Origin of the sequence: Pseudomonas sp. NPDC087614, from assembly GCF_044743485.1 — a bacterium.
Lineage (GTDB): Bacteria > Pseudomonadota > Gammaproteobacteria > Pseudomonadales > Pseudomonadaceae > Aquipseudomonas > Aquipseudomonas baetica_A.
This window is the reverse complement of sequence record NZ_JBIUWN010000005.1, coordinates 93598-111239: the sequence shown is the minus strand read 5'-3', so window position 1 is coordinate 111239 and position 17642 is coordinate 93598. Positions and strand designations below refer to the sequence as shown.

The 17642-nt window shown below is 59.1% G+C and carries 14 protein-coding genes and 1 tRNA gene; 8 read left to right on the top strand and 7 right to left on the bottom strand.

The window, feature by feature from the left end:
• Positions 1-299: 299 nt before the first annotated feature.
• Together ACIOWA_RS03380 and ACIOWA_RS03375 are read left to right on the top strand one after the other, a co-directional pair.
• Positions 300-1349, top strand: coding sequence for an HlyD family secretion protein (locus tag ACIOWA_RS03380; RefSeq protein WP_401158188.1), 1050 nt, complete (start codon positions 300-302; stop codon positions 1347-1349).
• 49 nt (positions 1350-1398) lie between these two features.
• Positions 1399-2889: an MDR family MFS transporter gene (locus ACIOWA_RS03375; protein ID WP_401158221.1), complete on the top strand. Its 1491-nt coding sequence runs from the start codon at positions 1399-1401 to the stop codon at positions 2887-2889.
• 113 nt (positions 2890-3002) lie between these two features.
• On the opposite strand, the gene uvrB is transcribed toward ACIOWA_RS03375, so the two are convergent.
• Positions 3003-5018 carry an excinuclease ABC subunit UvrB gene (uvrB, locus tag ACIOWA_RS03370; RefSeq protein WP_339433438.1) on the bottom strand — a complete coding sequence of 672 codons (2016 nt, stop codon included), beginning with the start codon at positions 5016-5018 and terminating at the stop codon, positions 3003-3005.
• A 337-nt stretch (positions 5019-5355) separates the two neighbouring features.
• Between uvrB and ACIOWA_RS03365 the strand changes: the two genes are divergently transcribed.
• Complete coding sequence (locus tag ACIOWA_RS03365; RefSeq protein ID WP_339465544.1) at positions 5356-6552, top strand: amino acid aminotransferase; 1197 nt, start codon at positions 5356-5358, stop codon at positions 6550-6552.
• Positions 6553-6683: 131 nt separating this feature from the next.
• Positions 6684-6884, top strand: a complete 201-nt coding sequence (locus ACIOWA_RS03360; RefSeq protein ID WP_339433440.1) for a hypothetical protein — start codon at positions 6684-6686, stop codon at positions 6882-6884.
• Here ACIOWA_RS03360 and ACIOWA_RS03355 read toward each other — a convergent pair.
• A complete protein-coding gene (locus tag ACIOWA_RS03355; protein WP_339433441.1) occupies positions 6881-7111 on the bottom strand; it encodes a hypothetical protein in 231 nt (76 codons plus the stop codon). The genes ACIOWA_RS03360 and ACIOWA_RS03355 overlap by 4 nt on opposite strands.
• Positions 7112-7339: 228 nt before the next feature.
• Here ACIOWA_RS03355 and ACIOWA_RS03350 point away from each other — a divergent pair.
• Positions 7340-7415, top strand: a tRNA-Asn gene (locus tag ACIOWA_RS03350).
• 123 nt (positions 7416-7538) lie between these two features.
• On the opposite strand, the gene ACIOWA_RS03345 is transcribed toward ACIOWA_RS03350, so the two are convergent.
• Positions 7539-9065: a nucleobase:cation symporter-2 family protein gene (locus ACIOWA_RS03345; RefSeq protein ID WP_401158185.1), complete on the bottom strand. Its 1527-nt coding sequence runs from the start codon at positions 9063-9065 to the stop codon at positions 7539-7541.
• Positions 9066-9320: 255 nt separating this feature from the next.
• Here ACIOWA_RS03345 and ACIOWA_RS03340 point away from each other — a divergent pair, with 255 nt between their 5' ends.
• Together ACIOWA_RS03340 and ACIOWA_RS03335 are read left to right on the top strand one after the other, a co-directional pair.
• Positions 9321-9605, top strand: a complete 285-nt coding sequence (locus ACIOWA_RS03340; RefSeq protein WP_221732919.1) for a BrnT family toxin — start codon at positions 9321-9323, stop codon at positions 9603-9605.
• Positions 9606-9608: 3 nt separating this feature from the next.
• Entirely contained in the window at positions 9609-9941 is a 333-nt protein-coding gene (locus tag ACIOWA_RS03335; protein ID WP_221732920.1) for a BrnA antitoxin family protein, read from the top strand.
• 3 nt (positions 9942-9944) lie between these two features.
• Here ACIOWA_RS03335 and ACIOWA_RS03330 read toward each other — a convergent pair whose 3' ends face one another.
• The 3 genes from ACIOWA_RS03330 to ACIOWA_RS03320 form a co-directional block, all read right to left on the bottom strand.
• Complete coding sequence (locus ACIOWA_RS03330) at positions 9945-10772, bottom strand: arylamine N-acetyltransferase (protein WP_401158181.1); 828 nt, start codon at positions 10770-10772, stop codon at positions 9945-9947.
• Between the two features lie 124 nt (positions 10773-10896).
• Positions 10897-12339, bottom strand: a complete 1443-nt coding sequence (locus tag ACIOWA_RS03325; RefSeq protein ID WP_401158179.1) for a mechanosensitive ion channel domain-containing protein — start codon at positions 12337-12339, stop codon at positions 10897-10899.
• A 154-nt stretch (positions 12340-12493) separates the two neighbouring features.
• Positions 12494-13360, bottom strand: coding sequence for a pirin family protein (locus ACIOWA_RS03320; RefSeq protein ID WP_401158177.1), 867 nt, complete (start codon positions 13358-13360; stop codon positions 12494-12496).
• A 250-nt stretch (positions 13361-13610) separates the two neighbouring features.
• On the opposite strand from ACIOWA_RS03320, the gene dkgB reads away from it, so the two are divergent.
• Positions 13611-14414 (top strand): 2,5-didehydrogluconate reductase DkgB, encoded by an 804-nt coding sequence (dkgB, locus tag ACIOWA_RS03315; protein ID WP_339494577.1) that lies wholly within the window; start codon positions 13611-13613, stop codon positions 14412-14414.
• 5 nt (positions 14415-14419) lie between these two features.
• Here dkgB and ACIOWA_RS03310 read toward each other — a convergent pair whose 3' ends face one another.
• The gene (locus ACIOWA_RS03310; RefSeq protein ID WP_401158175.1) at positions 14420-17638 is read right to left on the bottom strand and encodes a transporter substrate-binding domain-containing protein; all 3219 of its coding nucleotides are present in this window, start codon (positions 17636-17638) and stop codon (positions 14420-14422) included.
• Between the last annotated feature and the right edge of the window lie 4 nt (positions 17639-17642).

The window sequence follows — 17642 nt, the reverse complement described above, 5'->3', positions numbered from 1 at the left end:
TATTTATGCGCTACCTCCGGGGGGGTCCCCGGTAGGCGATGGCGCGATGCGAGTGCGGACGGTGGTCATGGCATGTCTCGAAAAGAATGAAAAGCAAAGAACAATCAAGCCGCGAATGGTAACAGGCGACACCCGCCCCGCTCCAGCGGGCAGGGCATTTAAGCCAAGTTTGCGTCTGGAATGCTCGTAAGCCCTGGTGAATGGCCGAATATCAGCCGATGGCATTTACCGTTTATCGGCTTCGTGCCAGATTCGCCTCCTGATAACTTTCCTTACAATTCCTCGACTACAGTTTGCCCATGCCTGCCCAACTCAAGCGTCGCCTGCTGATTTTACTGCTGTTGGCCCTATTGATCGCCGGGGGCTTCTTCGCCCACTGGTTTTTCAAGGGGCGCTTTTATGAAAGCACCGATAACGCCTATGTCCAGGGCGAGATAACCCGCGTGTCGAGTCAGTTGAGCGCGCGCATCGATCAAGTGCTGGTGCAGGACAACCAGCATGTGGAAAAAGGCCAATTGCTGGTGCGCCTCGAAAGAGAAGACTTCCGCCTGGCCGTGGATCGGGCCAACGCCGCCCTCGCCACCCGCGAAGCCGAGCGACTGCAAGCCCAGAGCAAGCTGACTCAGCAGGCCAGCCTGATCGCCTCGAGCGATGCACAGGTGGCAGCCTCCCAGGCAACCCTGGGCCGCTCGCAGATCGACCTGTCCCGGGCGCAAACCCTGCGCAAACCCGGCTATGTCTCCGAAGAGCGTGTGACCACCCTTTCCGCCGACACCCACATCGCCCGCTCGCAAGTGGCCAAGGCACAGGCCGACGCACAAAGCCAGCGCCAGCAAGTCAACGCACTGACCGCCGAAATCAAACGCCTCGACGCTCAGATCGCCAACGCCCGCGCCGATCTCGCTCAGGCCGAACTCAATCTGACCCGCAGCGACATTCATGCCCCGATCAGTGGTCTGGTCGGCCAGCGCGCGGCGCGTAACGGCCAGATTGTGCAGGCCGGCGCCTATCTGCTGTCGATCGTCCCGGACGAAGACATCTGGGTGCAGGCCAACTTCAAGGAGACTCAGATCGGCCACATGCAGCCCGGACAAAAAGCCGAGCTGACCTTCGACGCCTACAGCGACACGCCGATCGAGGCGCGGGTCGACAGCCTGTTCGCCGCTTCCGGTGCGCAGTTCAGCCTGCTGCCGCCGGACAATGCCACCGGCAACTTCACCAAAGTCGTGCAACGGATCCCGGTGAAACTGACCTTCAAGGCAGATAATCCGCTGCACGGCAAGATCCGTCCGGGCATGTCCGTCACCGCTACCGTGAACATCAAAGACGCCCCGGACAATGGCCGGTGATTCACTGATCCGTCCGGTCGGCGAACCGACCCGGCGGGACTGGATCGCGGTGATGAGCGTGATGCTCGGCGCCTTTATGGCGGTGCTCGACATCCAGATCACCAACTCCTCGCTCAAGGATATTCAGGGCGCACTGTCGGCGACACTGGAAGAAGGTTCGTGGATTTCCACCTCGTATCTGGTCGCGGAAATCATCATGATCCCGCTGACCGCATGGCTGGTGCAGTTGCTCTCGGCGCGGCGCCTGGCGGTGTGGGTGTCGCTGGGTTTTCTGGCGTCTTCGTTGTTGTGCTCGATGGCCTGGAGCCTGGAGAGCATGATCGTTTTTCGCGCCATGCAAGGCTTCACCGGTGGCGCGCTGATCCCGCTGGCCTTCACCCTGACGCTGATAAAGCTTCCCGAACACCATCGCGCCAAAGGCATGGCCATGTTCGCCATGACCGCCACTTTTGCACCGTCCATAGGCCCCACGCTCGGCGGCTGGCTCACGGAAAATTGGGGTTGGGAATACATCTTCTACATCAACATTCCGCCGGGGCTGATCATGATCGCCGGGCTGATGTACGGGCTGGAGAAGAAAGAAGCGCACTGGGAACTGCTGAAAAGCACCGACTACATCGGCATTCTCACCCTGGGCGTCGGCCTCGGTTGCTTGCAGGTATTTCTTGAAGAAGGCCATCGCAAGGACTGGCTCGAATCAAACCTGATCGTGACCCTGGGCAGCATCGCGCTGCTGAGTCTGATCACCTTCGTCATCGTGCAGATTTCCAAACCCAATCCGCTGATCAACCTGGGCATCCTGCGCAACCGCAACTTTGGCCTGTCGAGCATTTCCAGCCTTGGCATGGGTGTCGGACTGTATGGCTCGATCTATCTGCTGCCCTTGTATCTGGCGCAGATCCAGAATTACAACGCCCTGCAGATCGGCGAAGTGATCATGTGGATGGGCGTGCCACAGTTGTTTCTGATTCCGCTGGTGCCGAAGCTGATGAAGTTTGTCTCGCCGAAGTGGCTGTGCACGTTGGGGTTCGGACTGTTCGGCCTGGCGAGTTTTTCTTCGGGAGTGCTCAACCCGGACTTTGCCGGGCCGCAGTTCAATCAAATCCAGATCATTCGGGCGCTGGGCCAGCCGCTGATCATGGTGACCATTTCGCTGATCGCCACGGCTTATATCCTGCCGCAGGATGCCGGTTCTGCGTCGAGCCTGTTCAACATTCTGCGCAACCTCGGCGGCGCCATCGGCATTGCCTTGCTCGCGACGCTATTGGATGCGCGAACCAAGACCTACTTCGATTACTTGCGCGAAGCGGTGGTGCCGACCAATCCGCAAGTGGCCGAGCGGCTGGCATCGATGGCGGATCGGTTTGGCAGTGATACAGCGGCGCTGGGCAAGTTGAGTGAGATTGTCCATCAACAGGCAGCGATCATGGCCTATAACGATGCGTTTCATTTTGTCGGGATTGCGCTGGGGATCAGTATGCTGGCGATTTTACTGACCAAAAAATTGCCGCAAGGCCTGAAGGCTGGGGAGGCTCACTGATTGTCAGGGTGTCTGTAGCCCCCCCTTCGCGAGCAAGCCCACAGGACTTATGTGAACAACACAGATCCAGTGTGGGAGCGGGCTTGCTCGCGAAGGGGCCCTAAAACCACCCATCAAACAGCCAAAAGCCGCTCGCGCAGTTTGGCAATCTCATCACGCATCTGCGCCGCCGCTTCAAACTCCAGATCCCGCGCCAACTGATACATCTTCTCTTCCAGCGCACGAATACGTTTGGTGATCTCGCTTGGTGAACGCAATTGGGCTTCGTACTTGGCGTTCTCCTCGGCGGCCTTGGCCATGCCCTTGCGCTTCTTGCTGCGTGAGCCCGGCACGGTGGCGCCTTCCATGATGTCAGCAACATCCTTGAACACACCTTTCGGGGTGATACCGTTTTCCAGGTTGAACGCGATTTGCTTGTCGCGACGTCGCTCGGTTTCGCCAATCGCTCGCTCCATCGAACCGGTCATGCGATCGGCATAGAGAATCGCCCGGCCATTGAGGTTACGCGCGGCGCGGCCGATGGTCTGGATCAGCGAGCGCTCGGAACGCAGGAAGCCTTCCTTGTCGGCATCAAGAATCGCCACCAGCGACACTTCCGGCATGTCCAGGCCTTCACGCAGCAGGTTGATCCCGACCAGCACATCAAAAGTGCCGAGACGCAGATCGCGGATGATCTCGACCCGTTCGACCGTGTCGATATCCGAGTGCAGATAGCGCACGCGCACGCCGTGGTCGGCGAGGTAATCAGTAAGGTCTTCGGCCATGCGCTTGGTCAGCGTGGTCACCAGCACCCGCTCCTCCACCGCCACGCGCTTGGTGATTTCCGAGAGTAGATCATCGACCTGAGTAAGTGCCGGGCGCACCTCCACTTGCGGGTCGACCAACCCGGTCGGACGCACCACTTGCTCCACTACCCGCCCCGCATGTTCGGCTTCGTAGTTACCCGGCGTGGCCGAGACGAAAATCGTCTGCGGACTGACCCCTTCCCACTCGTCGAAACGCATTGGTCGGTTGTCCAGCGCTGATGGCAAACGGAAACCGTATTCCACCAGGGTCTCTTTACGCGAACGGTCGCCCTTATACATCGCGCCGACCTGCGGGACGCTGACGTGTGATTCATCGATCACCAGCAAGGCATCGGCCGGCAAGTAATCGTAGAGGGTCGGCGGCGCCGCACCCGCCGGACGCCCGGACAAATAGCGCGAATAGTTTTCGATGCCATTGCAGTAGCCCAACTCGAGGATCATCTCCAAATCGAAACGGGTACGTTGCTCCAGACGCTGAGCCTCCACCAGTTTGTTGTTGCTGCGCAGGTATTCCAGACGCTCCTGCAACTCAACTTTGATGTGCTCGATGGCGTCGAGCAAAGTCTCGCGCGGCGTTACATAGTGGCTCTTCGGGTAGAAGGTGAAGCGCGGCATCTTGCGGATGACTTCGCCGGTCAGCGGGTCGAACGCGCAAATGCTCTCGACCTCGTCGTCGAACAGTTCGATGCGGATCGCTTCCAGATCCGATTCCGCCGGGTAGATGTCGATCACGTCGCCGCGCACGCGGAAGGTCGCGCGGGCAAAATCCATGTCATTGCGAGTGTATTGCAGGTCAGCCAGACGCCGTAGCAGCGCGCGCTGATCGAGTTTGTCGCCGCGATCGACGTGCAGCACCATCTTCAAATAGGTTTCCGGGCTGCCCAGACCGTAGATGCACGACACCGTGGTGACGATGATCGCGTCCTTGCGCTCCAGCAGCGCTTTGGTCGCGGACAGCCGCATCTGCTCGATGTGGTCGTTGATCGACGCATCCTTCTCGATGAAGGTGTCGGACGACGGCACATAGGCTTCGGGCTGGTAGTAGTCGTAGTACGAAACGAAGTATTCGACGGCGTTGTTCGGGAAGAACGCCTTGAACTCACCGTACAACTGCGCTGCGAGGGTTTTGTTCGGCGCCAGCACCAGCGTCGGGCGCTGTATCTGCGAGATGACATTGGCGATGCTGAAGGTCTTGCCCGAGCCGGTCACACCGAGCAGCGTCTGGTGCGCCAGCCCTGCTTCGATGCCCTCCACCAATTGGCGGATGGCTTCTGGCTGATCGCCAGCGGGCTCGAAGCGGGTGACTAGCTGGAATTCGGACATAAACACCTCTGGGATCGCGGCATTCCGAACAAAGCGGAGCACCACGGGGACGAGCGCAAACGACCGCTGTCGCGCAAGAAAAAACCTGGATTTTGCTCAATGTGGTGGCGATTGCCTCACCTTTCAAGGCAAACGTCCTACATCGGGTAGAGACTCTGACACGACCATTAGACTAACGGTCGAGAAATAATCAGAAAAACTTACCTCAAAAGCCAATTCGCCTGTCGCCATTGCTCGGTGATGGCCTCTATACTAGCTCCCCGTTTGTGCACCGCTCTAGTGCATTCGGCTGGAGCGCGACACGTCCCTCCACTCTCCATTCAGAGCCGCCGTAATAATGAGCCTGTTCTCTGCTGTCGAAATGGCACCCCGCGATCCAATCCTGGGCCTCAACGAAGCATTCAACGCCGATACCCGAACCACCAAGGTCAACCTGGGCGTTGGTGTTTACTGCAACGAAGAGGGGCGAATTCCACTTCTGCGCGCCGTGATCGAAGCTGAAACCGTTCGCGCAGCTCAACACGCTTCGCGCGGTTACCTGCCGATCGATGGCATCGCTGCCTACGACCAGGCCGTGCAAAAGCTGCTGTTTGGCAACGACTCGCCGCTGATCGGCGCCGGTCGCGTCATCACCACTCAAGCCGTCGGCGGGACTGGCGCACTGAAAATCGGTGCTGACTTCCTCAAGCAACTGCTGCCGAACGCTGTCGTGGCGATCAGCGATCCGAGCTGGGAAAACCACCGCGCGCTGTTCGAAACCGCCGGTTTTGCGGTGCAAAACTACCGTTACTACGACGCTGCCACCCACGATGTGAACCGTGCCGGCATGCTCGAAGACCTCAACGCCCTGCCGAACGGCTCTATCGTTGTGCTGCACGCTTGCTGCCACAACCCGACCGGTGTCGACCTGACTCCGGCGGACTGGAACAACGTGCTGGACGTGGTCAAAGCCAAAGGTCACGTGCCGTTCCTCGACATGGCTTACCAGGGTTTCGGTGACGGTATCGACGAAGACGCCGCTGCCGTGCGTCTGTTCGCTGAATCCGGTCTGACGTTCTTTGTGTCGAGTTCGTTCTCCAAGTCGTTCTCCCTGTACGGCGAGCGCGTTGGCGCCCTGTCGATCATCAGCGAGTCGAAAGAAGAAAGCGCACGCGTGCTGTCGCAGGTCAAGCGCGTCATCCGTACCAACTACTCCAACCCGCCAACTCACGGTGCAAGCATCGTGGCTGCCGTGCTGAACAGCCCGCAGCTGCGCGCTCAGTGGGAAGCCGAACTGGCAGAAATGCGTCTGCGCATTCGCGGCATGCGTGAGCAAATGGTCGACCTGCTGGCGCAAAAAGCGCCACAGCGTGACTTCAGCTTCGTCGGTCGCCAACGCGGCATGTTCTCCTACTCCGGCCTGACCACCGAACAGGTTCACCGCCTGCGCAACGAGTTTGGCATCTACGCCCTGGACACTGGCCGCATCTGCGTGGCGGCATTGAACCAGAGCAACATCAAGGCTGTAACGGATGCGATTGTTCAGGTCATCTGATTTCGCAGCGTGATGAAAAACGGGAAGCCTTAGGGCTTCCCGTTTTTTATTGCCCCGGAATAATCCCGATACCCTCTAGACTGCACACAATTAAGTTTTGTGTATATCCGAGTTTTCTGAAGAGAACCCACATGAAAAACGACAACCTGCGCGCTGACCGTGACGATCTGGATGACTTCATTCCACGCCAGCCGGCCAAACGCGGCAATAACCTGGTCCTGCAAGTCGCAGCCGGCGTATTCCTCGGTGGCCTGGCGCTATGGCTGGTGCAACTGGCGGCCACTGCGGCTTACACCACACTGATGCTCGGCACCCTGACTTTCGGCAGTTAAGCCAGTTCAGTCGCTCGCTGACTGGCAGCATCGTCATAGGCGACATACAGCGATTCGGCGATTTGGCTTTTGATCGCCTTGGTGCTTTCCAGGCCGAGGACAAAACCCTCAGCCTTACCACCGGCACGGTTCAACGCTTCAGCGTTGCTGGCTTGAGTGATCGCGTCGAAGAGTTTTTCGGCGTGTGGACCGACGCCTTTGGGCAGGCTGATTTGCGCAATGCTCATGCGTACACCTCACTTGTGCGGAATTTGAAACTCGAGTGATTCATGGCGCGTACCTTTTCGGCGAATGGCCGGCAGCGCGTGATATCACTTCCGGGCGGCCATGGTAGACCTCCGGCGCTGTTCTGGTAACCGCCAATCGCGGATAAACCACCGTCCGTCTCGGTGAATCACTTATTTTGCTAATCGATGCTTGACTTCTCTTTTTGAATCAGTAACATACGCACCAATTCCGCAATAGCTCAGTTGGTAGAGCAAATGACTGTTAATCATTGGGTCCCTGGTTCGAGTCCAGGTTGTGGAGCCAAATAGCAAAGCCCCTGAATCGAAAGATTCAGGGGCTTTTTTGTGGCCGCTCGAAAATATCTTATTCCCTTGAAACGAAAAGGCCGATCGGTCTCCAGATCGGCCTTATGCATTCAGTCAGCGGTCAGACATGCTCACTGCTTTTCGCCTGTACCTTCGGCGCACCTTGGCCATGGTCATGCTCCGCATCAGGCTCGATCACTGGCACTTCCTTGCCATCGCAGTCATGCAGTTTGCCGTCGCTGAAGTAATCGCCCTCACGCAGCGCCGCCAGATCACGATAGCGCAGGGTGCGCTCTTCCGCCGCTGCAAACACCGATTGCTGGTCCGAGTTGCCGGTGGTGAAGTGGTTGAACGCCAGGTTGAGCGCGATCGCCATGATCGCCGACGAGCTGATGCCCGAGTGGAAAATGGTCGCGAACCAGCTCGGGAAGTGATCGTAGAAGTTCGGCGCGGCAATCGGAATCATGCCGAAACCGATTGAGGTGGCCACAATGATCAGATTGACGTTGTTGCGGTAATCCACCTTCGACAGGGTGCGAATACCGCTCGCCGCGACGGTGCCGAACAGCACGATACCTGCGCCGCCGAGTACCGATGTCGGTACTGCCGCAATCACCCGCCCCATGAACGGCAACAGGCCGAGGATCACCAGGAAGATACCGCCGGTGGCCACCACATAACGGCTTTTGATGCCTGTCACCGCCACCAGCCCGACGTTCTGGGCGAAGGCGCTTTGCGTGAAGGAGCCGAAGATCGGCGCAAACATGCTCGACAACATGTCCGCACGCAGACCATTGCCCAGACGCTTGGAGTCGACCTTGGTGCCGATGATCTCACCGACCGCGAGGATGTCTGCCGACGTCTCTACCAGCGTCACCATGACCACGATGCACATCGACAGGATCGCGGCGAAGTGGAACGTCGGCATGCCGAAGTGGAATGGCGTCGGGAAGCCGAACATCGGGCCTTGAGTGACGCTGGAGAAGTCCGCCATGCCAAGCAATACCGCCAGTACCGTGCCAATCACCATGGCCAACAGGATCGACAGACGCGAGATCGTGGAGCTGCCCACCTTGCTCAACAGCAACACCAGCACCAGCGTAACCGCCGCCAGCCCGATGTTTTGCATGCTGCCGAAGTCCGGCGCGTGGCTGTTGCCGCCCATGGCCCAGCGTGCGGCCACCGGCATCAGCGTCAGGCCGATAGTGGTGATCACAATGCCGGTCACCAAGGGAGGAAAGAACTTGGTAATTCGCGAGAACACCGGAGTGATCAGCAGGCCGATCAAGGATGCGGCAATCACAGCGCCAAGCACCGACTGGAAGCCACCCTCCCCGCCACTGCTGACGATCGCGACCATGGTCGCAACGCCGGAGAACGACACACCTTGTACCAGCGGCAACTGACAGCCAAAGAACGGCAGACCCAGGGTTTGCAGCAGTGTTGCCAGCCCCCCCGCAAACAACGAAGCAGCGATCAGCAAACCAATGTCTGCCGGCGAAAGCCCGGCTGCCTGACCGATGATCAGTGGCACCGCAACGATACCGCCGTACATGGTCAGAACATGTTGCAGGCCGTAAGCCATATTCGCGCCGACCCCGAGATTTTCATCCTCGGGCCGTTGGTGTGAAACATGGGGCGTTTTCATGGTGGGGGGGTCCCTGGTTTTTGTTATGCGCACACTGTATTCAATAGTCGTGACAAATGTCCATAGAGTTGTATACAACTTACCAGTCACATAATGGATAGGTAGCCACCCAACCTTCTATCCCGCTGCTCGCATCCCCCCACAAATCCGGCAACACATCCCCGTCTGACCTTGCGTCATCACCCACTAGGCTGAAGTGCTCATGGCGACCGACGGTGTGGTCGCGCCCTTTTTTATACATATAAAGTATGCATAATGAAGTCATTCGACATTCAGTACGACAAAAGCAAGAACGCGGCCAACAAACTCAAGCACAAAGGTGTCAGCCTCGCCGAGACCGAACCGGTCTTTCACGACGAATGCGCACTGACGATTGAGGACAACGACCATGCAGAGCCACGCTGGATCACCCTGGGCCTCGACGGTAAGGGACGTTTGCTGGTCGTTGCGTACAGTTACCGCGAAGCCAATGTCATTCGAATTATTTCTGCGCGTGTCGCCACCCCAAGCGAGCGTCGCCAATATTCTTTAGAGGCTTGATCGATGAAAGACGAATTTGACTTCTCTCAAGGCAAACGCGGCGCCGTGGCGTCCACCAAGGGTAAAACCCGCATCACCATCATGCTCGACGACGCGGTCATCGAGGCCGCTCGCACCGTGGCGGAAAACGAGGGGTTTGGGTATCAGACGGTGATCAATAACACCCTGCGCCACGCCTTGCTCAATGGCACAGAGAGTCAGGGCCCGGCCGAGTCAGGCCACTGCGGGCAGTTCAAGAAAGGTATTACTGCCGCCGACCTCAAGAGTCTTGAGAAAAAGCTGTCGGCGGCCGTCGGGGAGATACGCCGGGTACTGGAGCCAGAGGCGAAGCCCTAGGCTTCAGGCGGGGACAATCATCCGCCCCAGCGCGTGGCTCAGGCGCGGTTGTTGAGGCAGGCGAAGATCGAATTCCTGCTGCAACAACTCGATCAACTCATCAACATCCGTCACCTCCCGCCGTTCACTGGCGGAGCCCATGCGATGGATCGCGAAACTGCCGTTGTTCAGCGTCTTGCGCCAGCCGTTACCCGTGCGCGCGACCATAAGGCGTTGGCAGAACGGCGATTCCGGGTGGGTCGAGACGTACCAGTTGCCTATGGTGTAATCGATGTCTTCCTGGCGTTGCAGGTCAAACAGGTACATGGGGCGCCATTCACCTGCAACGTTGGCGCGCAGCATGTAGCCATCGGCACGGTTTTCGATGCGATACGGTTCGTGTGGCGTGGTTTGTTCGGCCTCTGTGTCGAGCATCAACGGTGCAGTTGGCACCATGCCACCGAAGCCGACATCGGTGATGTAGCGCACGCCATCCAACGTCACCAGACTCAGACGGTGCGTACGTGCGGTCCAGGTACCTTCAGGCTGATTCATCACCACTCGCCCACTGATGGCCCGGGCATCGAAGCCCAATTCAAGCAACAGGGCAAAAAACAGGTGATTGAGTTCGTAGCAGTAACCGCCACGGCCATCGTGCAGGACTTTCTGCTCTACAGAGGCAAGGTCGATCAACACCGGTTCACCGCCGATCGTCGACAGGTTCTCGAAGACAAACGCGCCCGTGTGGCGCAACTGCAATTGGCGCAGGGTCTCCAGCGTCGGCGCGGGTGGAGCATCGAAGCCGAGACGTCGCAGGTAACCTTTCAGATTTGTCAGGCGTGGTTCGCTCATTGCCCAGTCCTTTTGCATATGGCTGCGGATCGCTCCGCCGATGGCTGACTAAAATAACCCAAAAGATGCCGAGGCGATCCTTGAGACACAAATACCGCAGGCAATCGCACCAGTGCCAAGCCACTCAGGCGCGATGACGCAACCATTGCAAAAAGCCTTTTTTCGGCACGATGACCGGCGCGTCCTCGGTCAGGGATTGCGCTTTGTACAGACGGTAATCGAGCAAGGTTTGCATCGCGTCGCTGATGTCGTGGCGGGCATCCAGGCACGGTTTCAGGTAAGTCTTCTCGATGCGGTACAACGCGCAAAAGGTCTTGGCGGTAAATGTGGCGGGCACCGACGAATCGGAAAGAATGCCGGCCTCGCCGATCACTTCGCCCGGCCCCATGCGTGCGGACTCGAACGGTGCGCCATGGCGGGTCAGCGCCACAGTGACCACGCCGGATTCAATGATGTACAGGTGATCGCTGACCTCCCCGGCGCCCAGAATCTGCTCGCCGGCGCGGAAGGATTGCAGGGTCATGTTCTGGCTGAAGGTGTCTTTCTCTTCCTGACGCAACGTCGAGAAAATCGGTGAGCTGTCGAGCAACGCCCGCGGCCGCGAGAGATTGCCCGGCACGACAGGCTCGGCCCTCGACAGCAGATTGACCCCGGATGCCTGCAAGTGCCGATACGCCAGGTCGAACAGTTGATTGCGCACCACACGTTTCTCGCCCATCGACGCGACGAAACCATTGATTTCGTACTCTGCCCCATCGCTGCCAGCATTTTTGAGCGCCACACTCGGCGCTGGGGTGTCCAGAAGCTGACGACAGCCCTGCATCGCGCGCTCCAGCGCATCGATCACCGTGCTCGGTCGCGCGTGCGGGCTGACTTGCACACTGACGGCCACGCCGAACATGTTGCTCGGCCGGCTGAAGTTGATGATCTTGGCCTTGGCCGCCAGCGAGTTGGGAATCACCGCCATGTTGCTCTGGCTGGTTTGCAGGCGGGTGGCGCGCCAGTCGATGTCGGTGACCCGACCTTCGGTGCCGTCGATGGAGATCCAGTCATCGAGTTGATACGGCTTGGTGGTGTTGAGGACGATCCCGGAAAATACATCGCTCAACGTGCTCTGCAAGGCCAGACCGACGATGATTGCCAAAGCGCCAGACGTCGCCAGCACACCTTTGACCGGCAGATCCAGCACGTAGGCCAACGCCGCAATGATCGCGATCAGAAAGATCACGGCACCCAACAAGTCCTGTAGCAAACGCCCGGTGTGCCCGACCCTCTGCATCATCACCGCGCCGATCAACACCGTCAGGGTGCGTGCGCCGAACAGCCACCAGGCAATCTGCAACCCGGTCGCCGACAAGTGCAGCGGCACATTGTCCGCCCAGGGTGCAGGCTCCAGCGGGTTGAGACCTTCGTTGAAGAGCAGCGCACTGAACACACTGAAAATCAGCACCCGCACCAGCAATTTCCACTCACTGCCACGGGCGCTGATCAGACGCCACAGCCCGAGGTCGAGCAGGATCAGGATCAACGCGCAAAACAAAGGGTGTTCGGTCAGCAGAGACAGCATCAAACAACTCCGACGGGGGGCCAATCGCGAGAAGATCGCACAGATTGGGGACAGTGTAGGAGTCATTGACTTCAGAAAATGAGCACGAATTCACTGACAACAAGAAACCCGTGGGAACAAGCTTGCTCCCACAAAGTTTTTAGCGATTAAGGCGTCAAGCGTGCATTCGACCAAACCGTCCGGACTGGAAATCGGCAAAGGCCTGATGAATTTCCTGCTCGGTGTTCATCACGAACGGGCCATGGCCGACGATCGGTTCGTCGATCGGCTCGCCGCTGAGCAGCAACACCACCGCGTCCTGGCTGGCTTCGAGGGTCAGTTGATGGCCGTGGCGCTCGAACAGCACCAACTGCCCTTCGCACGCAATTTGCAGACCGTTGACCTGCACCGAACCTTTCAACACCACCAATGCGGTGTTACGGCCCTCATGCAGATCGAGCGTCAGCAACTTGCCGGCGTTCAGACGCAAGTCCCACACATCGATTGGCGTGAAGGTGCGCGACGGGCCTTGATGGCCTTCGAACTCACCGGCGATCAGGCGCAGGCTGCCGGCGTTGTCCTTGAGCTCGATGTTCGGGATCTCGCTATCGAGAATCGTCTGGTAACCCGGCGCGGCCATTTTGTCTTTGGCCGGCAGGTTGACCCACAACTGGACCATCTCCAGACTGCCGCCGGTTTTGGCGAAATTCTCGGAGTGGAATTCCTCATGCAAAATCCCGGAAGCAGCCGTCATCCATTGCACATCGCCGGGGCCGATGGTGCCGCCGCTGCCGGTCGAGTCGCGGTGCTGCACTTCGCCGTCGTAAACAATGGTCACGGTTTCAAAACCGCGATGAGGATGCTGGCCGACGCCGCGTCGCTCGGTGGTCGGGGTGAATTCGGCGGGACCGGCATGATCGAGCAGCAGGAACGGGCTGATGTGTTTGCCCATGCTGTCGTAGGAAAACAGTGTGCGAACCGGAAAACCATCGCCGACCCAATGGCCCCGAGGGCTGGTGTAGATACCGATGATGTTTTTCATGGAGGGCTCCAATAGGGTGAGTGAGGCGATGGATTAAGCTTAAATCCATGACTATTAATGCACTAGACGGCAAAAATCGGCCTCTGCGTTCTATCTCCTGAACGATGCACTGGCGAAAGGCCCAGACAACACAAACATCCGAAAAGATTCATGCCCTGAGGTCAAAGGTGCTTTGTCCCATCCACGGTTTTTCCTGTGGATGCAGACGCGGATACTCCTGTCCATTCCCACTGCAACCCTGGAGTCCTTCATGTCTGTTCCCGCTTTCGGTCTTGGTACGTTTCGCCTGCAAGGCCAGGTGGTCATTGATTCGGTGAGTACCGCCCTTGAACTCGGCTACCGGGTGATCGACACCGCGCAGATCTACGAAAACGAAGCCGACGTCGGCCAAGCCATCGCTGCCAGCGGCATCGCCCGCGAAGACCTGTTCATCACCAGCAAGATCTGGGTCGCCAACTTTGCCAAGGATCGCTTGATCGACAGCCTCAAGGAAAGCCTGCAAAAACTGCAGACCGATTACCTCGACCTGACGCTGATCCACTGGCCTTCGCCGGATGGTCAAGTACCGGTCGAGGCGTTCATGGGCGCCCTGCTTGAAGCCAAGCGTCAGGGCCTGACCCGGCAGATCGGCGTTTCCAACTTCACCATCGACCTGATGAAACAAGCGATTGCTACCGTCGGCGCCGAGCACATCGCAACCAACCAGATCGAGCTGCATCCCTACCTGCAAAACCGCACAGTGGCCGCGTTCGCCAACAGCCAGGGCATCCAGATCACGTCGTACATGACCCTGGCTTACGGTGAAGTGCTCAAGGATCCCGTGATTGAACAAATTGCCGAACGCCTGCACGCCACCCCGGCGCAAGTCACGCTAGCCTGGGCCATGCAATCGGGGTATGCGGTGATCCCGTCATCGACCAAACGCACCAACCTGCAAAGCAACCTCGGCGCAGCCACACTGACCTTGAGCGACGCCGACATGGCGCAAATCGCCACGCTGGATCGCGGCCATCGCCTGACCAGCCCCAAAGGCCTTGCGCCCGACTGGGATTAATCGGCTCAGGCCTGAAGACGTTGCGCGAGGCCGTGCATGGCCGCGCGCAACGCATTGATCGCCACGATAATGACGACGGCTTCGGCCTCTCGACAAGCCTGCTCAAGATCAGCGCACGCCGACACTACCCGCTCCGCGCCCACCATCTGTGCTCCGCCCTTGATGTGATGGGCCAGTTCGCGCAGCCCAGCGTGGTCGTCCCTGGCGTTCAAATCGTCAAGTCGTTGCAGGTCGTGATGCAGACTGTTCAACACTTCGTCACGCAGGCGCGCGATCAACGCGAGATCATCGCCGGCCATTTGCTCCAGTGTGCTCAAGTCGATTTCTGTCAGGGCAATATGCTCGGTCGAATCGACATCGCTCGCGCATTGGCTCGCGCCATTCAGGGCCTGCTGCAGATCGTGCAAACGGATCGGTTTGAACAGACATTCGTCCATGCCGGCTTCAAGACAGCGAACCTTCTCCTCGACCTGCGCGTTGGCGGTGAAACCCAGAATCAGGCAAGAGGCACGGCCGCTCGCGGCTTCTTCGTCACGGATTGATCGTGCCAGTTCATAGCCGTTGCGCCGGGGCATGTTGCAGTCGGTGATCACCACATCGAACGGCTGTGCCCGCCAACACTCCAGCGCTTGATGGCCGTCCTCAGTGTCGACCGTGACATGCCCCAGCTCACTCAACTGCCAGCCGAGTAACAATCGGTTCACCGGATGATCGTCCACCACGAGAACGCTCAGGGCGTGTACCGGCGCGCCCAGGATTTGAGCGGTCGCCGGGTTCTGCGCGAGCGCGACCAGCAGCGGCAACTCAAGGCTGACTTCAACTTGCGTTCCGTGGCCGGGTTCGCTGTCCAGCCGTAACGCGCCGCCCATCATTTCGCAGAGGCTGCGACTGATCACCAGGCCCAGCCCGGAACCGCTGCGCACCGATTGCGCGTTATTGCTGGCCTGAACGAACGGACTGAACAGCCGTTGCCGATCCTGTGCGCGGATACCGATTCCGCTGTCTTCGATGACCACTCTCACCGCCAGTCGCTCAGCCGATGTTGCGGTCACCGCAAGCCACAGTCGCACCTCGCCCTCCTCGGTGAACTTGATCGCGTTGCTCAGCAGATTCGACAGCACTTGCTTGAAGCGCGTCGGGTCAATCAACACATCGACGTCACTGCCGGCATCTAGCTCGATCTGCCACAGCAAGCGCTTCTGGCGCGCCAGCCCTTCGAAAACCCGGCATACCGACACCACCAGTTCACGCAGATTGGCCCGTTCGGGGGCCAGGGACAAATGCCCGTTTTCAATACGTGCAATGTCGAGAATGTCGCCGATCAGGGCCAGCAATTGTTGCCCGGCGTTGGAGGCCACCTGAATCGCCAAGCGATCAGTCACGCCTTCATCGGCCCTTTTCAGCGCCAGTTCGAGCATGCCGATCAACGCATTCATCGGTGTGCGGATCTCGTGGCTCATGGTCGCCAGAAAAGTGGTCTTGGCCCGATTGGCGTCGTCCGCAACGTCCTTGGCTTCCTGCAATTGCTGCAACCATTGCTGACGCTGGCGGATTTGCCTGCGCTGAAAACCGATCCAGACCAATGCCAGTAACAGCAGGCTCGCCGCCGCGACAAATCCCAGGACAATCATGCGGCGATGACGCAGCCAATAGCTATCCTCCACCACCACATCGTGCCCCCAGCGCTCGACCAGTTCGTCCATCTGCTGCGGGGCGATGCTCAGCAGTGCCTTGTTCAGGATCGAATGCAGTATTGGCGCCTGCGGCGAAGTGGCCAGCGCGATACGGGCGGGTTGATCACCCACGGTACCGGTAATGCGCAGACGCGAGCGGTACTGGCGGGCAATCAGATAACGCGCCACCAGCAACGAGCTGACCGTCGCGTCCACTTGGCCTTTGGCGATCAGCGCCATACCTTCGGCGGGACTTTTGACTTCGACCAGGTGAATCGCGGGTACGCGCCCCAGCAGATAAGCGCGCAATGGGTGACCACGATAAATCGCCATGCGCTTGCCCGCCAAGTCGTCGAGATTGCGAGGGCTCTGCGCAGTGGCCGCACTGACCAGCACAAAGGGATTGTTCAGATAGGCCCGGGTGAACTGCAGTTCGGTTTCACGCTCACTGCTGGGTGTCACCACGGGCAACACGTCAAGCGCCTCGGTCTTCAGTTGCTCGATCTGCCGGTCCAGCGAGCCCCCGCGCACGATCTCGAAATGCAGCCCGCTACGCTGGCTGATCAAGTTCAGCAATTGCGCCGAAAGCCCACTGAAACGGCCATCTGCATCAAAGAACGTCAGCGGGGCGAAATCTTCGATGCCGCCGACTCGCACCACAGGGTGTTGGCCCAGCCATTGCAGCTCTGCGGTACTGAGTTGCACCTGCGTCTGTTCGGCCATCTCGGCGAGACCCGCGCTCCAACGCTGTTCTATGCGCAGACGATGCTCCATGGGAATGCTCGCCAACGCCTTGTCGACGAGGCGCCTGAGGCGCACATCGGTTCGCAACAGCGCAAAGCCGAACGGATTGGCATCAAGCCCCGACGGCCCGGCCAATTGCAAGTCGTTGCGATAATTGGTGTTGATCAAGTAGTTGGCACTGATGAAGTCGCCCAGATAAACGTCATCTGCGCCAAACGCCACTGCGCCGAGGGCATCCATCGCCGAAGGGTAGCGCTGCACGAGCGCTTCGGGATAAAACGCCTGCACGCTCGCCAGCGGCAGATAGTCTTCGACCATGGCGACACGCTTGCCGGCCAGATTCACCGGCAACGTTTCACCGAGCCGGGTCACCAGCATCGGCTGGTCGTCGGCATAGGCCCGAGACAGCATGATTTGCGGGTCAGCGACCTCAAAACTGTTGGACGTACCCAACAGATCGACATCACCGCGTTTGAGCGCAGCCATCACCGCATTGCGGTTGGCATAGCGCCGGACCTCGATGCCGATGCCGAGCAGTTGCGCCAGCAGATCGGCGTAATCGGCCGTGAGCCCTTCCAGTTCATGCTGATTGCGGGTGATCTCGAACGGCGGATAGTCAGGCCCGGACACGCCCATGCGCAACACCGCGTGCTGACGCAGCCTTTGCCGATCCTGCTCGTCCAGAGCAAGCTGGACGCTTTGCAGATCGGTGCGGGTCAGCACCTCCAGCCGCTGCGGCGGTTCACTCGCCCAACAGGCGGCCACAAGGCTCAGCCACAGCCAGCAAATCCGTAATACCAGCCTCATGACC

What these genes read in the sequence shown, in the direction of transcription:
- ACIOWA_RS03320 (WP_401158177.1), bottom strand. Translation starts at nt 13,360, where the DNA reads ATGAAAAACATCATCGGTATCTACACCAGCCCTCGGGGCCATTGGGTC.
- uvrB (WP_339433438.1), bottom strand. Translation starts at nt 5,018, where the DNA reads ATGTCCGAATTCCAGCTAGTCACCCGCTTCGAGCCCGCTGGCGATCAG.
- ACIOWA_RS03335 (WP_221732920.1), top strand. Translation starts at nt 9,609, where the DNA reads ATGAAAGACGAATTTGACTTCTCTCAAGGCAAACGCGGCGCCGTGGCG.
- ACIOWA_RS03345 (WP_401158185.1), bottom strand. Translation starts at nt 9,065, where the DNA reads ATGAAAACGCCCCATGTTTCACACCAACGGCCCGAGGATGAAAATCTC.
- ACIOWA_RS03355 (WP_339433441.1), bottom strand. Translation starts at nt 7,111, where the DNA reads ATGAGCATTGCGCAAATCAGCCTGCCCAAAGGCGTCGGTCCACACGCC.
- ACIOWA_RS03360 (WP_339433440.1), top strand. Translation starts at nt 6,684, where the DNA reads ATGAAAAACGACAACCTGCGCGCTGACCGTGACGATCTGGATGACTTC.
- ACIOWA_RS03330 (WP_401158181.1), bottom strand. Translation starts at nt 10,772, where the DNA reads ATGAGCGAACCACGCCTGACAAATCTGAAAGGTTACCTGCGACGTCTC.
- dkgB (WP_339494577.1), top strand. Translation starts at nt 13,611, where the DNA reads ATGTCTGTTCCCGCTTTCGGTCTTGGTACGTTTCGCCTGCAAGGCCAG.
- ACIOWA_RS03325 (WP_401158179.1), bottom strand. Translation starts at nt 12,339, where the DNA reads ATGCTGTCTCTGCTGACCGAACACCCTTTGTTTTGCGCGTTGATCCTG.
- ACIOWA_RS03365 (WP_339465544.1), top strand. Translation starts at nt 5,356, where the DNA reads ATGAGCCTGTTCTCTGCTGTCGAAATGGCACCCCGCGATCCAATCCTG.
- ACIOWA_RS03310 (WP_401158175.1), bottom strand. Translation starts at nt 17,638, where the DNA reads ATGAGGCTGGTATTACGGATTTGCTGGCTGTGGCTGAGCCTTGTGGCC.
- ACIOWA_RS03380 (WP_401158188.1), top strand. Translation starts at nt 300, where the DNA reads ATGCCTGCCCAACTCAAGCGTCGCCTGCTGATTTTACTGCTGTTGGCC.
- ACIOWA_RS03340 (WP_221732919.1), top strand. Translation starts at nt 9,321, where the DNA reads ATGAAGTCATTCGACATTCAGTACGACAAAAGCAAGAACGCGGCCAAC.